The sequence below is a fragment of the Pseudomonas sp. 31 R 17 genome (assembly GCF_900004915.1).
In the GTDB taxonomy this organism is placed as follows: domain Bacteria; phylum Pseudomonadota; class Gammaproteobacteria; order Pseudomonadales; family Pseudomonadaceae; genus Aquipseudomonas; species Aquipseudomonas orientalis_A.
Window position 1 is genome coordinate 19,294 of sequence record NZ_CVTN01000035.1, and the last position, 16,437, is coordinate 35,730.

Here is a 16,437-nt window from a genome sequence, read left to right on the forward strand (position 1 = left end):
TCAGGCGGCGTTCTTGAGTTTCGGGTCCAGCGCGTCGCGCAGGCCGTCACCCATCAAGTTGATTGCCAGCACGCTGAGCAAAATGGTCAAGCCAGGCAAGCTCACTACCCACCAGGCGCGTTCGATGTAGTCACGGGCCGAAGCCAGCATGGTGCCCCACTCAGGCGTTGGCGGTTGTACGCCAAGGCCAAGGAAGCCCAGGGCCGCGGCATCGAGAATCGCCGAGGAAAAGCTCAGGGTCGCCTGGACGATCAGCGGCGCCATGCAGTTGGGCAGCACGGTGACGAACATCAGGCGTGGCAGGCCGGCACCGGCCAGGCGCGCAGCCGTCACGTAGTCGCGGTTCAGCTCGCCCATCACCGCAGCGCGGGTCAGGCGCACGTAGGACGGCAGCGACACGATGGCGATCGCGATCACGGTGTTGATCAGGCCAGGGCCGAGGATGGCGACAATCGCCACCGCCAGCAGCAGCGAAGGCAGGGCCAGCATGATGTCCATCAAACGCATGATGGTCGGGCCGAGCAGGCGCGGGAAGAACCCGGCGAACAGGCCCAGCAGGATGCCCGGGATCAGCGACATCACCACCGACGACAAGCCGATCAGCAGCGACAGGCGCGAACCCTGGATCAGGCGCGAGAGCAGGTCGCGGCCCAGTTCGTCGGTGCCGAGCAGAAACTGCATCTGCCCGCCTTCCAGCCACGCAGGCGGAGTGAGCAGGAAGTCGCGGTATTGCTCGCTCGGGTTATGCGGTGCAACCCAGGGTGCGAAGATTGCGCAGAACACGATCAGCAGCATGAACAACAGGCCGGCGACCGCGCCTTTGTTCTTGGAGAAGGCTTGCCAGAATTCTTTGTACGGAGACGGGTACAGCAGGCTCTGATCGACTGCTGACACTGGAGTAGAGGTAGTCATGGTCATGATCTCAGCGCTGGTGACGGATGCGTGGGTTGGCGAAGCCGTAGAGGATATCCACCACGAAGTTCACCAGGATCACCAGGCAGGCGATCAGCAGAATGCCGTTCTGCACCACCGGGTAGTCCCGCGCGCCAATGGCTTCGATCAGCCATTTGCCGATGCCGGGCCACGAGAAGATGGTTTCGGTCAGTACCGCACCGGCCAGCAGCGTGCCGACTTGCAGGCCGACCACGGTCAGCACCGGGATCAGTGCGTTGCGCAGGCCGTGCACGAACACCACGCGCGCCGGCGACAGGCCCTTGGCCTTGGCGGTGCGGATGTAGTCTTCACGCAGCACTTCGAGCATCGACGAGCGGGTCATGCGTGCGATCACCGCCAGCGGGATGGTGCCCAGCACGATGGCCGGCAGGATCAAGTGGTGCAAGGCGTCCCAGAACGCGTCCGGCTCGTCGGCCAGCAGCGTGTCGATGAGCATGAAGCCGGTGCGCGGCTCGATGTCGTAGAGCAGGTCGATACGCCCGGAAACCGGGGTCCAGCCCAGGCTCACCGAGAAGAACATGATCAGGATCAGGCCCCACCAGAAGATCGGCATCGAATAACCCGCCAGGGAGATGCCCATCACCCCGTGGTCGAACAGCGATCCTCGCTTGAGTGCCGCGATCACCCCGGCCAACAGGCCCAGGATACCGGCGAACAACAGGGCGGCCATGGACAGTTCCAGGGTCGCCGGAAAGAGTGCGGTGAACTCGGTCCACACGCTGGTGCGGGTGCGCAGGGATTCGCCAAGGTCGCCCTGGGCAAGTTTGCCCACATAGTCCAGGTATTGCGCATACAACGGCTTGTTCAAGCCAAGGCGTTCCATTGCCTGGGCATGCATTTCGGGGTCAACCCGACGCTCGCCCATCATGACTTCTACGGGGTCGCCTGGAATCATGCGAATCAACGCAAAGGTCAGCAACGTGATGCCGAAGAACGTGGGGATCAATAACCCCAGTCGGCGGGCAATAAAACTAAACATCTTGGTGTATACCTCAATCAGCCGGTTAGGCAGGTTCGGCGCCGTCAGGGTCGACGGCGCCGAGCGTTTTTCTTATTTACTTCACCTGGGTGGTGGCGAAGTTATTTGTACCCAGAGGGCTTTGGGTGAAGCCTTCTACGTTCTTGCGCATGGCGGTGAACAGTTTCGGATAAGCCATGGGAAGCCATGGCTGGTCCTTCTCGAAAACATCCTGTGCTTGTTCATAGAGCGCAGCCCGTGAGGCCGGTTCCTTTTCTGCACGGGCCTTGTCGATCAAGTCCTGAAACTCCTTGTTACACCAGCGTGCGTAGTTTTCGCCGTTTTTCGCCGCATCGCAACTCAGGTTGGGTGTGAGGAAGTTGTCCGGGTCACCGTTATCACCGACCCAGCCAGCCGAAACCATGTCGTGCTCGCCGTTTTTAGCGCGCTTGAGCATTTCGCCCCATTCCATGACTTTGATATTGACCTTCAGGCCAACCTGCGCCAGATCCGCCTGCATGCGCTGGGCGCCGAGCATTGGATTGGGGTTGGTCGGGCCGCCGCCGTTGCGGGTGAACAGGGTGAATTCGGTGCCTTCCGGTACGCCGGCTTCCTTGAGCAGGGCGCGGGCCTTGTCCAGATCGCGGGGCGGGTTTTTCAGTTTATCGTTGAAACCCAGCAAGGTCGGTGGGTAGGGGCCGGTACCCACTACCGCATTGCCTTTGCCGAACAGGGCATCGGTATAGCCGGCCTTGTCGAACGCGATGTTGATCGCATGACGTACCCGGGCATCGCTCATGTATTTGTGGGTGGTGTTCATCGCGGTGTAACTGGTGGTCATTGCCGCCAGTTCGTCGACTTTCAGGTTCGGGTCTTTCTTGATGCTAGGAATATCATCCGGCTTGGGGAACAACGCGATCTGACATTCATTGGCCTTGAGCTTCTGCAGGCGCACGTTGTTATCGGTGCTGATCGCCAGGATCAACGGATCAACTGCCGGTTTGCCGCGAAAGTACTCAGGGTTGGCCTTGAAGCGCGCCTGGGCATCTTTTTGATAACGGATGAAGATGAACGGGCCAGTGCCGATGGGCTTGGCGTTAAGGTCATCGGTCTTGCCGGACTTGAGCAACTGGTCGGCGTATTCCTTGGAGTGGATTGAAGAGAATGCCATGCCCAGGTCGGCCAGGAACGGTGCTTCAGGACGGGTCAGGGTAAAGACGACAGTGTGATCATCGGTCTTCTCTACGCTCTTGAGCAGTTCCTTGAAGCCCATGCTTTCGAAGTACGGGTAGCCTACGAGCGACTTTTTATGCCACGGGTGATTCGGGTCCAGCTGGCGCTGGAAGCTCCAAAGCACGTCGTCGGCGTTCAGGTTGCGCGTGGGTTTGAAATAGTCGGTGGTGTGGAACTTGATATCGTCACGCAGGTGGAACGTGTAGGTCAGGCCATCGGCGCTGATTTCCGGCAAGTCCTTGGCCAGCGCCGGGACCACTTCAGTGGTGCCGGGCTTGAAGTCCACCAGGCGGTTGAACATGGTTTCGGCTGCGGCGTCAGCGGTCACGGCGGTGGTGTACAGGACCGGGTCAAAACCTTCCGGGCTGGCTTCGGTGCAGACCACCAGCGGTTTGGCCGAAACGCCGATCGCCACGCTCAACAGCGCAGCGGCCATGGCAGCTTGTAACGGGAGCATTTTCATTCAGAGCCCTCTGCAATCGATGGAGCCAGAAACGCGAAGACGGCGGGCTCGTCCTGAGCCCGCCGCTTACCTGGCGCTAATTAAAGAATGTTGAACGGGATGGTGGTGACCAGACGGAACTCTTTGATGCTGCCGTCGGACTGGAACTCGCTGCCACGGTGCTCAACATAGGTTGCGCGCACGGTTGTGGCTTTGAGCGGGCCGCTTTGCAGGGCGTAAGAAGCACCTACACCGTATTCCTGGTGCTTCTCGCCGTCCTGGGACTGGATACCGTCGTAGGCGAACTTGGCGCGACCATTGTTGCCGGTGTAGTGGGTACCGTCGATGCCCCAGCCGCGGGCCGAGTAGGCGTTGAACTTCAGGCCTGGCACGCCGTATTCGGCCATGTTGATGGCGTAGGCGATCTGGAACGATTTCTCGTTCGGGCCGTTGAAGTCAGACGTCAGGGAGTTGGCCAGGTAGATGCCGTTGGTTTCGTGCAGGTAGTCGAAGTACTCGTTACCGTTCACTTGCTGGTAGCCGAAGGTCAGGCTGTGGGCCTGGTGAGTCAGGCCAAGGGACAGGGAGAAGGTATCGTTGTCGATTTCCCCCATCTCTTTTTTGCCTTCATCGACCGTCTTGTAGTAGTTGAAGCCGGTGGTCAGGCCCAGTTGCTGAGCGTCGCCCAGTTCGTGGGTCGCGCCGAAGTAGTACTGGTTCCAGAAGTCTTTCACGTTGGCGGCGAAGAAGCTGGTCTTCAGGCTTTTCAGCGGCTGGTAGTTCACACCCAGGGTGGAGACCTTGTCGGTTTCCGCGCCATTGCCGTATTCGCTGCGGAATTTCGACAGGCTCTGTTCGGTACGCGGGGAAACGCGATCGAAAATACCGCCCTGGAACGACAGGTTGCTGAACTCTGCGCTGTTGAAGCTCACACCCTGGAAGCTTGAAGGCAGCGCACGGTTGCCGATGGTGTCGACGATGCCGCTGCTGAAGTTCTGGCGACCGGCGGTCAGCGTGGTGTTGGACACGCGGAACTGCACGTTGGCCAGGCCCAGTTTGCTCCATTGGTCGACGGCATCACCGTTGGAGTCGGCCAGGGTGCGGTTGGAGCCGCCCTTGATATCACGCTTGCTGCGGTCCAGGACCAGTGCGTTGTACACCGCCACTTCGGTCTTGACGCCGACAGTGCCCTGGGTGAAACCCGAGCTGGCGTTGAGGATGGTGCCCTGTACCCAGTTGGTACGGTTGCGGTCGGTACGGGTTTCACCATGCTTCTGGTACGAGAAGGTGCCCCCACGGTATTTGCTTTCATGGGAGTACCAGTTACGCGTGGTGCCGCCCAGGCTGAAATCTTCGATGAAGCCCTTGGCCTCGCTTTGGGCGCTGGTGCCGGCCAGAGTGGTAGGAACGAAGTCCTGGCTCTGGGTTTCAGCGTAGGCGGTGGCCGTGATGCTGCTGATGGCCAGGGCCAGAAGCGCTTTGCTGCTCAGTTTCATGGGTGAAGCTCCTTTGGTTCTCTTTTTTATGCCGGTCTTTTTAGGTGAACCGGCTATTGGGTGTGTAACTCGTTCAAGCTGTTGCAAACGTTTGGCGTAGGAAAATTCCCAACAAAAGCCTGCACGTTTGCCGCAGGGCCAACATCGCCCTGCGCAATCCGGTTATTTTTTCTTATGGGGTGATACTGACGCCCGAGAACACGTTGCGGCCGAAGGGGCTCACTTTGAAGCCTTCGACTTTGGCGCTTAACGGCTGGTTGACCGTCGAGTGGGCGACTGGCGTGATCGGCACCTGCTGCTTGAGCAGTTGCTGTGCCTGTTTGTACAGAACAGTCCTTTGTTCACGGTCGGTGACGACCTTGGCTTGCTTGATCAGCTTGTCGTACGCCGGGTCACACCACATGGAGTAGTTGTTCCCGCCGATGGCGTCGCAGCTGTAGAGGGTGCCCAGCCAGTTGTCCGGGTCACCGTTGTCGCCGGTCCAGCCGATCAGGCTGACATCATGCTCACCGTTCTTGGTGCGCTTGATGTATTCGCCCCATTCGTAGCTGACGATCTTCACTTTCAGGCCGATCTTGGCCCAATCGTTCTGCAGCATTTCAGCCATCAGCTTGGCGTTGGGGTTGTACGGACGTTGTACCGGCATCGCCCAGAGGGTGATCTCGGTGCCTTCCTTCACGCCGGCGGCCTTGAGCAGTTCCTTGGCTTTTTCCGGGTTGTAGGCGGCGTCCTTGATGCTGTCGTCGTAGGACCACTGGGTCGGCGGCATGGCGTTGACGGCCAGTTGTCCCGCACCCTGGTAGACGGCGTTGAGGATGCTCTGCTTGTTCACCGCCATGTCCAGCGCCTGGCGCACCTCAAGCTGGTCGAACGGCTTGTGGCGCACGTTGTAGGCGATGTAGCCGAGGTTGAAGCCCGGCTTGGTCAGCAGTTGCAGGTTCGGGTCGGCCTTGAGCGCGTCGACATCGGCAGGGCGCGGGTGCAGGGTGATCTGGCATTCGCCGGCCTTGAGCTTCTGCACGCGCACCGAAGCGTCGGTGTTGATGGCGAAGATCAGTTGGTCGAGCTTGACCCGGCTCGGGTCCCAGTACTGTTTGTTCGCCACGTAGCGAATCTGCGAGTCTTTCTGGTAACGCTGGAACACAAACGGGCCGGTGCCGATCGGCTTCTGGTTGATATCGCTGGGTTTGCCTTCCTTGAGCAACTGCTCGGCATACTCGGCGGAGAGGATCGCGGCGAAGCTCATGGCGATGTTTTGCACGAACGCGGCGTCGACCGTGTTCAAGGTGATCACCACGGTGTGCGGGTCGGTTTTTTCGACCTTGGCGATGTTCTTGTTCAGGCTCATCCCGTTGAAGTAGGGGAACTCGGTAGGGTAGGCCTTGCGAAACGGATGGTCGGGGTCAAGCATGCGGTTGAAGGTGAATAGCACGTCGTCGGCGTTGAAGTCGCGCGTCGGCTTGAATTCCTTGTTGCTGTGGAACTTCACCCCTTCACGCAGGTGAAACGTGTAGGTCAGTCCGTCTTCGGAAATATCCCAGTTGGTGGCCAGCCCGGGCACGACGTCAGTTGCGCCCTTTTCGAACTCGACCAGGCGGTTGTACAACGGCTCTGCAGCGTCGTTGTCGGTGGCGGTGGTGTATTGCGCGGTGTCAAAGCCTGCCGGGCTGCCCTCGGAGCAGAACACCAGGCTCTTCTTGTCGGCGGCTTCAGCCGTTGTGGCCACGGCCAGAAGGCTGGTGGCAAACAGTGCGGATAGAACGGTGGTATGGCGCATGACGATCCCGATCCTTGTTTGTAGTTATCAACAGCGAGCGGTCCCACTGGCCACAGCCAGGGAGACATCACTGATCCCACACACAGCGAGTACCTTTCTCAAATTGGGGCCTCTGCCGTCCTACGACGTTATGGGTCGCGGACTTCACAGTAAATGCGCCAAATCGGACTGGCCTTGTAGGTAACGGAGACATGAAGCGCAGTTCATTACTGTAGGACGGCGGCGCTTAAAATGTGGTCTGTTTCCTACGATCTAGGCGGATGAAATAACGGCGACGTTGTGAAACGTCGCCGTTATTGATCCTTACTTGCCGCTTACGCTCACGCCGTAGAAGGAGTTCAAGCCAAACGGGCTGATCTTGAAGTCCTGCACGGTGTTGCGCATGGGTTGATACACCGTCGAGTGCGCGATAGGTGTCATCGGAACTGCGTCTTTGAGTACATGTTGCGCCTGCTTGTACAGCTCGGTGCGTTTGGCGACATCCGATGTGGCCTTGGCTTGTTTCACGATGCCGTCGAATTTCTTGTCGCACCACTTGGAGAAGTTGTTGCCCGACAGCGAGTCGCAGCCGAACAGCACGTTCAGCCAGTTGTCCGGGTCACCATTGTCGCCGCTCCAGCCAATGATCATGGCCTGGTTCTCGCCGCCCTTGGAGCGCTTGATGTACTCGCCCCACTCGTAGCTGGTGATCTTGACCTTCAAGCCGATCTTGGACCAGTCGTTCTGCAGCATCTCAGCCATCAGTTTGGCGTTCGGGTTGTACGGACGCTGAACCGGCATGGCCCACAGTACGATCTCGGTGCCTTCCTTGATGCCGGCTTCCTTGAGCAGCGCCTTGGCTTTCTCGGGGTTGTAGGCGGCGTCCTTGATGGTGGTGTCGTAGGACCATTGGGTCGGCGGCATGGCGTTGACGGCCAATTGACCGGCACCCTGGTACACCGAGTCGATGATCTGCTGCTTGTTCACCGACATGTCCAGCGCCTGACGTACGCGCAGGTCTGCCAGCGGGTTTGGCTGATCGCTGCCCTTGACCTTGTCCATCACGTTGTAGGCCACGTAACCCAGGTTGAAACCGGCCTGGTGCGGCAGTTTCAGGTCCTTGTCTTCACCCAGCGCCTTGAGGTCGGCCGGACGCGGGAACAGGGTGACCTGGCATTCGTTTTTCTTGAGCTTCTGGATACGCACCGACGGGTCAGTGGTGATGGCGAAGATCAGGTTATCGATCTTCACGTCTTCAGGTTTCCAGTAGTCCTTGTTGCCGGTGTAGCGAATGTTCGAGTCTTTCTGGTAGCTCTTGAACACGAACGGACCGGTGCCGACCGGCTTCTGGTTGATGTCGGCAGGTTTGCCTTCCTTCAACAATTGCGCGGCGTATTCGGCGGATTGGATCGAGGCGAAGCTCATTGCCATGTTCTGAATGAACGCGGCGTCCACGGTGCCAAGGGTGAACTTGACGGTGTGGTCATCGATTTTCTCGATGTTCTTGATGTTGGTGTCCATCCCCATGTCCGTGAAGTACGGGAACTCGGTGGGGTAGGCCTTACGGAATGGATCGTCTTTATTGATCATCCGGTTGAACGTGAACAGTACGTCGTCGGCCGAGAATTCACGAGTCGGCTTGAAGTACGGGGTGGTGTGGAACTTGACGCCTTCGCGCAGGTGGAAGGTATACGTCAGGCCGTCCGGGGACACGTCCCAGCTGGTGGCGAGGCCAGGCACCACGGCGGTGCCGCCGCGTTCGAACTGGCTCAGGCGGTTGAACATGGTTTCGGCCGAGGCATCGAAGTCTGTTCCGGTGGTGTACTGGCCTGGGTCAAAACCGGCCGGGCTCCCTTCGGAGCAGAACACCAGGTTAGTTGCCGCTTGGGCAAATGGGGCTGCGGCCATAAGGCCAGCGCTCACTAATAACGGAAGGACTGCGTGTTTAAGCATGTTGGCCTCATGATTTGTTGTCATTTTTGGTGGTGAGGGCGACCTCGTGAGTCGGCCTGCGGATACTTATGCAGGCGCCATACCCATTGCAAGATGTTGAACGGTTGCAAGCACCAAACAGTGGGACGGGCGTACAAGAATGTCGCATTTATGAAAGTTTCGACATAAATGTGTCCGTTTGGCGGTTTTTTTCGGTGCGTCGGGCGCACCGCAAAAGCCCAATCGAGGCGTCTAGTGCACTCGATTGGGGCGTTGTTGTTACTTATCTAGACTCACACCGTAGAACGGTGTCAGCCCGAACGGGCTGATCTTGAAGTCGCGCACTTGCTTGCGCATTGGCTGGAAAACCGTCGAATTCGCAATAGGCGTTATAGGTACTTGTTCCTTAAGGATTTGTTGTGCCTGTTGATACCACTTGATGCGCTGTTCGCGGTCGTTGCTGACCTTGGCCTGCTGCACCAGCTTGTCATAGGCCGGGTTACACCATTTGGCGTAGTTGCTGCCCTTGACTGCGGCACAACTGTAGAGCACGCCGAGCCAGTTATCGGGGTCGCCGTTGTCGCCGGTCCAGCCATAAATCATCGCGTCGTGTTCACCATTTTTGGCGCGCTTGATGTATTCGCCCCACTCATAGCTGACGATATTGGCCTTGATGCCGACCTTGGCCCAGTCCTGCTGGATCATTTGCGCGGACATGCGCGCGTTCGGATTGGAGGCGCGTTGCACGGTCATCGCCCAAAGATCGATGGTGGTACCAGGTGCAACCCCTGCTTCTTTTAGTAGCGCCCGAGCCTTGGTCGGGTCGTACGGTGCATCCTTGATCGCCGGGTCATAAGACCACTGCGCCGGTGGCAGTGCGTTATGCGCCAATTGTCCGGCGCCCTGGTAGACCGCCTTGATGATTGCAGGCTTGTCGATGGCCATATCCAGGGCCTGGCGCACTTTGAGCTGGTCCAGCGGCGGATGGGTAACGTTGTAGGCCAGGAAACCCAGGTTGAAGCCGGCCTGCTGCAGCACGCGCAAGTTGGGGTCCTGTTTCATCACCTCGATGTCGGCGGGGCGCGGATAGCCGCTGACCTGGCATTCGCCGGCCTTGAGTTTCTGCAGGCGCGCGGCGGCGTCCGGGGTAATGGCGAAGACCAGGTTGTCGAGTTTCACGTCCTCGGGCTTCCAATACTGTTTATTGGCGACGTAGCGGATCTGCGCGTCTTTCTGGTAGCGCTTGAACACGAACGGTCCGGTGCCCACCGGTTTCTGATTGATGTCCTCGGCCTTGCCTTGCTTGAGGAGCTGGGCGGCGTACTCGGCCGATTGCACGGAGGCGAAACTCATGGCCAGGTTCTGCACGAACGAGGCATCGACGTTGTTCAGGTTGAAGCGCACGGTGTGGTCGTCGAGTTTGTCGACGCTTTTGATCGTGGTGTTCAGGCCCATGTCGGTGAAGTAGGGCGATTCGGAAGGGTAGGCCTTGCGAAACGGGCTCTCGGCATCCAGCAGACGGGTGAAGGTAAACACCACATCATCGGCGCTGAAGTCGCGGGTCGGGGTGAAGAAGTCGGTGGTGTGAAACTTGACGCCATCACGTAAGTGGAAGGTGTAGGTGAGGCCGTCTTCGGACACCTCCCAGCGGGTGGCGAGTCCGGGCTCGACTTCGGTGCCGCCACGCTTGAACTGGGTGAGGCGGTTGAATACGGTTTCGGCGGAGGCGTCAAAGTCGGTGCCGCTGGTGTATTGGCTGGGATCGAAGCCGGCGGGGCTGGCTTCGGAGCAGTAGACCAGTGTGGTGGAAGCGTGAGCCAGCGGCATAAAGGCCAGGAGGCCTGCGGCAAGGAGGAGCGGTTTGAAGGCAATTCTGTCCATGGAGACCCCTGAAATCGCAACCCTGTAAAAGCTGCGCAAATGAAAACGGCGGTCACCGAGGTTACCGCCGTTCAGGGTTGTCAGGTAGGGGTCACTGCATCTGCACTTCAATCACGCCGTCTGCGCTCATGTTGACCTGGCTGGTGCCGGCTTCCACTTCAGGCGTGGGCGCCGAATCGGCCATCGCCGCTTTCATCATCATGGCGCCGCGCGCGTAGGGCATCGGGTAGCCGTTGGTGTTGAAATTCAGGTTGACGATTTTGTAACCCTTGCCGCCGAGTGCATCGGTAGCCAGTTGCGCGCGGGCCTTGAACGCTGCCACTGCGTCTTTGAGCATCGCATCTTCGCTGGCCTTGCGCGTGCTGTCAGCGATGGCGAAGTCCATGCTGTCCATTTTCAGGGTGTTCAGCAGCTCGCCGGTGAGTTTGGACAACGCCGGGAAGTCCGCGCTTTCCAGGCGCAGTTCGGCGCGTTCACGCCAGCCGGTGATTTTCTGGTTTTTGCTGTCGTAGATCGGGTAGCTGTTGCGGCTGCCCTGGCGCAGGGTCACGGCCTTGACTTCGCGCGCCTGGCCCAGGGCGGTGTTCATGGTGGTGGTGATTTCAGCGGCAAGCTTGGCCGGGTCGGCGTTTTGCGACTCGGTGTAGAGGGTCACGATCATCTTGTCGCGCGCCACTTCCTGGCTGACTTCGGCGCGCAGGGAGATCTGGTTGTAATGCAGTTCATCGGCGGCCATGGCCGGCAGGCTGGCCAGGGCGCTGGCGCTGAGGGTTAGGACAGCGGCACTGCGAATGAAACGGGACATGAAAGCTCCTTGGGATTGTCGTGTTCGGTATGACTGTAGACGGTGGCGCCGGGTTCTTCGGGTTTACATATTCCCTACATGTTGTGACGGCGCCGACGAACGGTCATGTGCCCCGCCTGCGTCAAAGAGCCACACGCGCCGTGCCGGCGGGTCTGCTTCGTTTATACTCGTGCCGATCCGCCTGCAGCGCTCATCGGGAGAGCTCATGCTCGCCGCCGTAAAACTGACTTCCGCCACCCGCCAGAACCTCTGGCGCCTGACGTTCATCCGCACGTTGGTATTGGCCGCACAGGCCGGTTCCGTCGGGCTCGCCTATTGGTTCGACCTGCTGCCGCTGCCCTGGCTGCAACTGGCCGTGACCCTTGGCTTTTCCAGCGTGCTGTGTGCGTTTACCGCCATCCGCTTGCGCACCACCTGGCCGGTCACCGAGCTGGAATACGCGCTGCAATTGGCCTGCGACCTGTTTATCCACAGTGTGTTGCTGTACTTCTCCGGCGGTTCCACCAACCCGTTTGTGTCTTATTACCTGGTGCCGCTGACCATTGCCGCCGTGACCCTGCCGTGGCGCTATTCGGTAGTGCTGTCGGGCATCGCGCTGACGCTGTACACGCTGCTCCTGGCGCAATTCTATCCACTGCAGACCTTTCCGATCGCCCGGGAAAATCTGCAGATCTACGGGATGTGGCTCAGCTTTGCCTTGTCCGCCGCCGTTATCACGTTTTTTGCCGCGCGCATGGCCGAAGAGTTGCGCCGTCAGGAAGAGCTGCGTGCGATTCGCCGCGAAGAAGGCCTGCGCGACCAGCAATTGCTGGCGGTCGCCACGCAGGCGGCAGGTGCCGCCCATGAGCTGGGCACGCCGCTGGCGACCATGAGCGTGCTGCTCAAGGAAATGACCCAGGACCATCACGACCCGGCGTTGCAGGATGACCTCAGCGTGCTGCAGGAACAGGTCAAGCAGTGCAAGTTGACCCTGCAGCAACTGGTACGCGCCGCCGAAGCCAATCGGCGTCTGGCGGTCGAGATGCAGGATGTCACCCAGTGGCTCGACGAAGCCCTGAACCGCTGGCACCTGATGCGCCCTGAAGCCAGTTACCGTTTCACTCTGTTGGGCCAGGGCAGCGTACCGCGCATGGCGCCGCCGCCGGACCTCACCCAGGCCTTGCTCAACCTGTTGAACAATGCCGCCGACGCTTGCCCTGAAGGCCTGGGCGTGCAGTTGGACTGGGACGCGGAAAACGTCACCATCAGCATTCGTGACCACGGCGCGGGCGTGCCGCTGGCCATTGCCGAGCAGATCGGCAAACCGTTTTTTACCACCAAGGGCAAAGGTTTCGGCCTGGGCCTGTTTTTGAGCAAGGCCAGCGTGACCCGCGCGGGCGGCTCAGTGAAGCTCTATAGTCATGAGGAAGGCGGTACGCTCACCGAGCTGCGCCTGCCCCGTGTCGCACGAGGAGATATCGATGAGTGACGAGATCCAAGTCGAAGGCGAAGAACTGCCGCATTTGTTGCTGGTAGATGATGACGCCACGTTTACCCGCGTGATGGCGCGTGCCATGAGCCGTCGCGGTTTTCGCGTCAGCACCGCAGGCTCGGCCGAAGAAGGCCTGACCATCGCCCAGGCCGACCTGCCGGACTACGCCGCGCTCGACCTGAAAATGGACGGCGACTCGGGCCTGGTGCTGTTGCCCAAGCTGCTCGAACTCGACCCGGAAATGCGCGTGGTGATCCTCACCGGCTATTCCAGCATCGCCACTGCCGTCGAAGCCATCAAGCGTGGCGCCTGCAACTACCTGTGCAAGCCGGCGGATGCCGATGACGTGCTCGCCGCGCTGCTGTCCGAGCACGCCGACCTCGATACCCTGGTTCCGGAAAACCCCATGTCGGTGGACCGCCTGCAGTGGGAGCACATCCAGCGCGTACTGACCGAGCACGAAGGCAATATCTCCGCCACCGCTCGCGCGTTGGGCATGCACCGGCGTACCTTGCAGCGTAAGTTGCAGAAGCGCCCGGTACGACGCTGAACGGCGACTGAACAACCCGCTTCAGGCTGCACGGATGCACGAACCGATCACCTATGATCGGTTCAAACGCCTGTGATGTTTTCCTACCGAGCCTGAACAATGAATCAGAACGCTGAATATTCCGCGGTCAACGATGCGGTGCGCGGGCAATTCTTCCGCCGAACCTGGGCCATGATCACGCCGTATTGGCGCAGTGAAGAGAAGGGCAGGGCCTGGTTGCTGCTGGCCGCCGTAATTGCTTTGTCGCTGTTCAGCGTGGCGATCTCGGTGTGGATCAACCACTGGTACAAGGATTTCTACAACGCGCTGGAGAAGAAGGACACGGCTGCTTTCTGGCACTTGATCGTTTACTTCGGCGGTATCGCGGCCGTGGCGATCCTGGGCGCGGTGTACCGCCTGTACCTGACCCAGATGCTCACCATCCGCTGGCGTGCCTGGCTCACCGAACAGCACTTCGCACGCTGGCTCGCCCACAAGAACTACTACCAGCTGGAGCAGGGCGGCTACACCGATAACCCGGACCAGCGGATTTCCGAAGACCTCAATACGTTCACCTCCAGCACCTTGAGCCTGGGCCTTGGGCTGTTGCGCAACGTGGTCAGCCTGGTGTCGTTCTCGATCATCCTGTGGGGCGTGTCGGGCAGCATCGAGGTGTTCGGCCTCACCATTCCCGGCTACATGTTCTGGTGCGCGCTGCTGTACGCCGCCGTGGGCAGTTGGCTGACGCACTTGATCGGGCGTCGCCTGATCGGCTTGAGCAACCAGCAACAGCGCTTCGAAGCCGACTTGCGTTTCTCCATGGTACGGGTACGTGAAAATGCCGAAAGTATCGCGCTGTACAACGGCGAATCGAATGAAAAGCAGCGCCTGAGCACGCGCTTCGGCAAGGTCTGGCACAACTTCTGGGACATCATGAAAGTGTCCAAGCGCCTGACCTTCTTTACCGCCGGCTACAGTCAGATAGCGATTATTTTCCCGTTTATCGTGGCCGCGCCGCGCTACTTCACCGGCAAGATCGAACTGGGCGAGCTGATGCAAATCAACTCGGCGTTCGGCAATGTGCAGGAGAACTTCAGCTGGTTTATCAACGCCTACTCGGAACTGGCGTCGTGGCGCGCTACCAGTGACCGTCTGCTGAGTTTCCAGCAGGCCATGAGCGACAACGAGCAGCGTGCCCCGGCCATCGATGTGCGCCCTGAAGGCGAACACCTGGTGATCAAGAATCTGGGCATGGACCTGGCCGACGGCCGTCACTTGCTCATCGACGCCGACATGACCGTGGAGCCTGGCCAGCGCGTGATGCTCAGCGGGCGTTCCGGCAGCGGCAAGAGCACCTTGCTGCGGGCGATGGGGCATCTGTGGCCGGCTGGCCATGGCAGCATTCGCCTGCCGGCGACGCGCTATCTGTTTCTGCCGCAGAAGCCGTATTTACCGATTGGCACGCTTAAGGCCGTGTTGAGTTATCCACAGGACGACAGCGTCTATCCGGCAGAACGTTATGCACAAGTACTGGAAACCTGTCGCCTGCCGCATCTGGTGGGTCGCCTGGATGAAGCCAACCACTGGCAGCGCATGCTCTCGCCCGGCGAGCAACAGCGCCTGGCCTTTGCCCGTGCGTTATTGTTCGCGCCGCAGTGGCTGTACATGGACGAAGCGACTTCGGCCATGGATGAGGAGGATGAGGCGACGTTGTATCAGGCGCTGATCGATGAACTGCCGGGGTTGAGCATCGTCAGCGTCGGCCATCGCAGCAGTCTCAAGCGCTTCCATGAAAGGCATGTGCGGATCGAGGGTGGGCGGTTGCAGGAACAACAACCGGCCTAAGGTCATGTGGGGTCAAGTGTGGGAGGGGGCTTGCCCCCGATGGCGGCCTCTGGGCCGACCAGGATGTTGGATCAGACCGAGTACATATCCGTTTCTGCGGTAACGGCTGCTAATGGTTCCGCTTTTACAGCGGCTCACTTTTGAAAAGCGCAAAAGTAAGCAAAACGCTCTTGCCCCACCACTCGGCACCTCGCCTAGGCTCGGTGTGCCCTCTCTCCGGCTTGAATCCGTGGGCCGCCGCAATGGGCCATCCCTGGCCCAGTGCGGCTAACCCGGCGTCCTGCCGGGTTACCCACGGATTCAAGCCTGCGTTCGGCCAGCGTGGTTTAACGGGGCGCCTAGGATCACAAGCAGATCAAGATCAAAAGCCAGATCAAGAGCGACTCGCTTCGCATCGTGGTTACGGTTGGCGCTGCTGAGTTGTGTAGATACCTATGCTCATCGTGGGCAAGCCCCCTTCCACATTGGATCTCGATTGTTCTCTGGAGAGAGTCCACAAAAAAAGCCCGGCTGATCATCGATCAGCCGGGCTTTTTAATGGCTTGAATGAATTACTTCTTCAAACCGTAATGCTCATCCAGCATGCCGGGGGCGTTCGGCGTTTTTGGCGCGTAGTCCCGCGGCGGTTCCTGGTTTTCCCGGGGCGGGGTCAGGCGTTCCCGTGGGGTTTGCGGTGCATCGGAATGCAGCGCGGCCAGCAGGCGCTGGCGGGTGATGTCGTCGAGGGCCAGGCGGTTTGCGCCATCGGCGAGATGATCCTGTACTTCCTGGTAGCTCTGGGTGAGCTTCTTGACCAGGGTCGCGGTGCTGTTGAAGTGGGTAACAACCTCGTTCTGATAACTGTCAAAACGTTCCTGAATGTCATCCAGCTGACGTTGCGTGCGGTTAGGCGCGGCATTCGGCAGCAGGCGAGCAACCAGGAATCCAATGGCGACACCGGCAACCAGGGCAAGAGTCGGCAACAACCAAACTAAGAGCGAGTGTTCCACGAGTCCTTCCTCTATAAACGGCTTTGCTTTACGTTAACGGCTCAAACCTGCGCTGTATACCGCGATTAAGCTCGCAATGATGCCATGCACAGACTTTTAGCTAGACGAGTCGACCCCTTGAGAGGTCACGGAGTTCATCCTTGCTC

The 16,437-nt window shown here is 59.6% G+C and carries 12 protein-coding genes; 3 read left to right on the forward strand and 9 right to left on the reverse strand.

Annotated elements, in window-relative coordinates; all coding sequences use genetic code 11:
- From BFP89_RS01890 to BFP89_RS01925, 8 genes are all read right to left on the reverse strand, one after another.
- Complete coding sequence (locus BFP89_RS01890) at nt 1-912, reverse strand: ABC transporter permease subunit (RefSeq protein WP_065883645.1); 912 nt, start codon at nt 910-912, stop codon at nt 1-3.
- Nucleotides 913-922: 10 nt separating this feature from the next.
- Nucleotides 923-1,933, reverse strand: a complete 1,011-nt coding sequence (locus BFP89_RS01895; protein WP_003171721.1) for an ABC transporter permease subunit — start codon at nt 1,931-1,933, stop codon at nt 923-925.
- A gap of 76 nt (nt 1,934-2,009) precedes the next feature.
- Nucleotides 2,010-3,608: an ABC transporter substrate-binding protein gene (locus BFP89_RS01900; RefSeq protein WP_065883647.1), complete on the reverse strand. Its 1,599-nt coding sequence runs from the start codon at nt 3,606-3,608 to the stop codon at nt 2,010-2,012.
- Nucleotides 3,609-3,688: 80 nt separating this feature from the next.
- Nucleotides 3,689-5,083, reverse strand: coding sequence for an OprD family outer membrane porin (locus BFP89_RS01905; protein ID WP_065883650.1), 1,395 nt, complete (start codon nt 5,081-5,083; stop codon nt 3,689-3,691).
- A 172-nt stretch (nt 5,084-5,255) separates the two neighbouring features.
- On the reverse strand, nt 5,256-6,860 hold the full coding sequence (locus BFP89_RS01910; RefSeq protein ID WP_065883652.1) for an ABC transporter substrate-binding protein: 1,605 nt from the start codon (nt 6,858-6,860) through the stop codon (nt 5,256-5,258).
- A 303-nt stretch (nt 6,861-7,163) separates the two neighbouring features.
- Nucleotides 7,164-8,792 (reverse strand): ABC transporter substrate-binding protein, encoded by a 1,629-nt coding sequence (locus BFP89_RS01915; RefSeq protein WP_065883656.1) that lies wholly within the window; start codon nt 8,790-8,792, stop codon nt 7,164-7,166.
- Between the two features lie 258 nt (nt 8,793-9,050).
- Entirely contained in the window at nt 9,051-10,652 is a 1,602-nt protein-coding gene (locus tag BFP89_RS01920; protein WP_065883658.1) for an ABC transporter substrate-binding protein, read from the reverse strand.
- 91 nt (nt 10,653-10,743) lie between these two features.
- Nucleotides 10,744-11,457 (reverse strand): SIMPL domain-containing protein, encoded by a 714-nt coding sequence (locus BFP89_RS01925; protein WP_065883660.1) that lies wholly within the window; start codon nt 11,455-11,457, stop codon nt 10,744-10,746.
- Nucleotides 11,458-11,662: 205 nt separating this feature from the next.
- On the opposite strand from BFP89_RS01925, the gene BFP89_RS01930 reads away from it, so the two are divergent.
- From BFP89_RS01930 to BFP89_RS01940, 3 genes are all read left to right on the forward strand, one after another.
- On the forward strand, nt 11,663-12,925 hold the full coding sequence (locus BFP89_RS01930) for an ATP-binding protein (protein WP_065883662.1): 1,263 nt from the start codon (nt 11,663-11,665) through the stop codon (nt 12,923-12,925).
- Entirely contained in the window at nt 12,918-13,478 is a 561-nt protein-coding gene (locus BFP89_RS01935) for a response regulator transcription factor (protein ID WP_003171731.1), read from the forward strand. The genes BFP89_RS01930 and BFP89_RS01935 overlap by 8 nt, the downstream gene beginning before the upstream one ends.
- A gap of 99 nt (nt 13,479-13,577) precedes the next feature.
- Nucleotides 13,578-15,302, forward strand: a complete 1,725-nt coding sequence (locus BFP89_RS01940) for an ABC transporter ATP-binding protein/permease (protein WP_065883664.1) — start codon at nt 13,578-13,580, stop codon at nt 15,300-15,302.
- A gap of 551 nt (nt 15,303-15,853) precedes the next feature.
- Here BFP89_RS01940 and BFP89_RS01945 read toward each other — a convergent pair.
- The gene (locus BFP89_RS01945; RefSeq protein WP_003171734.1) at nt 15,854-16,291 is read right to left on the reverse strand and encodes a YhcB family protein; all 438 of its coding nucleotides are present in this window, start codon (nt 16,289-16,291) and stop codon (nt 15,854-15,856) included.
- Nucleotides 16,292-16,437 lie beyond the last annotated feature (146 nt).